This is a genomic window from Variovorax sp. OK212 (assembly GCF_900112425.1).
In the GTDB taxonomy this organism is placed as follows: Bacteria; Pseudomonadota; Gammaproteobacteria; order Burkholderiales; family Burkholderiaceae_C; genus Variovorax.
In genome coordinates this window covers 1-1,073 of record NZ_FOLP01000066.1, presented here as the reverse complement: position 1 = coordinate 1,073, position 1,073 = coordinate 1, and the positions used below count along the sequence as shown (strand labels likewise).

Sequence of the window (1,073 nt, the reverse complement as noted above, 5' to 3'; positions counted from 1 at the left end):
GTACACGCGCTTGACGCAGGCGATGCCGGTCAGCGGGTAGGTGCACTCTTTCACCAGCTTGCTCGCGCCCTGCTTGGTCAGCAGGTCCATCATGACCCACGTCTGCTTGGCGCCGATGGCGAGGTCCATGGCACCGCCGACGGCGGGAATGGCGTCTTTCTCGCCGGTGTGCCAGTTGGCCAGGTCGCCGGTGGCCGACACCTGGAACGCGCCGAGCACGCAGATGTCGAGGTGGCCGCCGCGCATCATCGCGAAGCTGTCGGCGTGGTGGAAGAACGAGCCGCCCGGCAGGAGCGTGACGGGCTGCTTGCCGGCGTTGATGAGGTCGTAGTCCTCTTCGCCGGCCTCGGGCGCGGGGCCCATGCCGAGGATGCCGTTCTCGCTCTGCAGGATGACCTCGCGGCCCTTGGGCAGGTGGTTGGCCACCAGCGTGGGCTGGCCGATGCCGAGGTTGACGACGGCGCCGTCGAAGATGTCCTGGGCCACTCGCGCTGCAAGTTGGTCTTTGGTGCGACGGGTGTATGTAGGCGTGGTGGCCATGGTCATGCTGCCTTCTTGAAACCGCCGGCCTGGGTGGCCACGCGTTCGATGCGCACCACCTGGTGCACGAAGATGCCCGGGGTCACGATGGTCTCGGGGTCGAGGGTGCCGAGCTCGGCAATGTCGTGCACCGTGGCCACCGTCTTCTTCGACGCCATGGCCATCACCGGGCCGAAGTTGCGCGCGGCCTTGCGGTAGACCAGGTTGCCCCAGCGGTCGCCGCGCTCGGCCTTGATGAGCGCCACGTCGCCGTGGATGGGGTACTCCAGCACGTACTGCTTGCCGTCGATCTCGCGGGTTTCGCGGTTGCCTGCGAGCTGCGTGCCGTAGCCGGTCGGGCAGAAGAAGGCGCCGATGCCGGCACCGGCCGCGCGGATGCGCTCGGCCAGGTTGCCCTGCGGCACGAGTTCGAGCTCGAGCTTGCCGCTGCGGTACAGGCCGTCGAACACCTGGCTGTCGGCCTGGCGCGGGAAGCTGCAGATGATCTTGCGCACGCGGCCGGCTTTGAGCAGCGCCGCCAGGCCGGTCTCGCC

Annotated in this window: 2 protein-coding genes; both read right to left on the bottom strand. The window is 68.5% G+C overall.

Features of this window, described 5'->3' with window-relative positions:
* Positions 1-546 (bottom strand): 3-oxoacid CoA-transferase subunit B (locus BM004_RS40530; RefSeq protein WP_093222620.1); only part of this gene is annotated, 546 nt, incomplete at its 3' end.
* A partial coding sequence (locus BM004_RS40525; protein WP_093222618.1) for a 3-oxoacid CoA-transferase subunit A occupies positions 543-1,073 on the bottom strand: 531 nt, incomplete at its 5' end. The genes BM004_RS40525 and BM004_RS40530, both read right to left, overlap by 4 nt.